This is a genomic window from Sporolactobacillus terrae DSM 11697, assembly GCF_000648615.1.
Lineage (GTDB): Bacteria > Bacillota > Bacilli > Bacillales > Sporolactobacillaceae > Sporolactobacillus > Sporolactobacillus terrae.
This window is the reverse complement of the sequence record NZ_JFZC01000035.1, coordinates 1-1,396: the sequence shown is the minus strand read 5'-3', so window position 1 is coordinate 1,396 and position 1,396 is coordinate 1. Positions and strand designations below refer to the sequence as shown.

The following is a 1,396-nucleotide window of genomic DNA, read 5'->3' as shown; positions in this document are numbered from 1 at the left end:
TTCGCTATTGATCGTTTCCTTAGAAAGGAGGTGATCCAGCCGCACCTTCCGATACGGCTACCTTGTTACGACTTCACCCCAATCATTTGTCCCACCTTCGGCGGCTGGGTCCATAAAGGTTCCCACACCGACTTCGGGTGTTACAAACTCTCGTGGTGTGACGGGCGGTGTGTACAAGGCCCGGGAACGGATTCACCGCGGCATGCTGATCCGCGATTACTAGCAATTCCGGCTTCATGCAGGCGAGTTGCAGCCTGCAATCCGAACTGGGGGCGGCTTTATGGGATTCGCTTGACCTTGCGGTTTCGCTGCCCTTTGTACCGCCCATTGTAGCACGTGTGTAGCCCAGATCATAAGGGGCATGATGATTTGACGTCATCCCCACCTTCCTCCGGTTTGTCACCGGCAGTCACCTTAGAGTGCCCAACTTAATGCTGGCAACTAAGATCAAGGGTTGCGCTCGTTGCGGGACTTAACCCAACATCTCACGACACGAGCTGACGACAACCATGCACCACCTGTCACTCTGTCCCCCGAAGGGGAACGGCCTATCTCTAGACTTGTCAGAGGATGTCAAGACCTGGTAAGGTTCTTCGCGTTGCTTCGAATTAAACCACATGCTCCACTGCTTGTGCGGGCCCCCGTCAATTCCTTTGAGTTTCAACCTTGCGGTCGTACTCCCCAGGCGGAATGCTTAATGTGTTAACTTCAGCACTAAGGGGTTGGACCCCCCTAACACCTAGCATTCATCGTTTACGGCATGGACTACCAGGGTATCTAATCCTGTTTGCTCCCCATGCTTTCGCACCTCAGCGTCAGTAACAGACCAGAGAGCCGCCTTCGCCACTGGTATTCCTCCACATCTCTACGCATTTCACCGCTACACGTGGAATTCTACTCTCCTCTTCTGCACTCAAGCTCCCCAGTTTCCAATGACCTTTTGCGGTTGAGCCGCAAGATTTCACATCAGACTTAAGAAGCCGCCTGCGCGCGCTTTACGCCCAATAATTCCGGACAACGCTTGCCACCTACGTATTACCGCGGCTGCTGGCACGTAGTTAGCCGTGGCTTTCTGGCCGGATACCGTCACAGCACCAGCATTTCCTCTGGCACTCGTTCTTCTCCGGCAACAGAGCTTTACGATCCGAAAACCTTCTTCGCTCACGCGGCGTTGCTCCATCAGACTTTCGTCCATTGTGGAAGATTCCCTACTGCTGCCTCCCGTAGGAGTTTGGGCCGTGTCTCAGTCCCAATGTGGCCGATCACCCTCTCAGGTCGGCTATGCATCGCGGTCTTGGTGGGCCGTTACCCCGCCAACTAACTAATGCACCGCGGGCCCATCTGTAAGTGATGGCCGAAACCATCTTTCAACCTCGCACCATGCGGTGCGAGGGAT

At 54.7% G+C, this 1,396-nt stretch carries 1 rRNA gene; it reads right to left on the bottom strand.

Annotation, left to right across the window (positions count from 1 at the left end):
• Positions 1-23 precede the first annotated feature (23 nt).
• A 16S ribosomal RNA gene (locus AA84_RS17285) occupies positions 24-1,396 on the bottom strand; the annotation flags it as partial.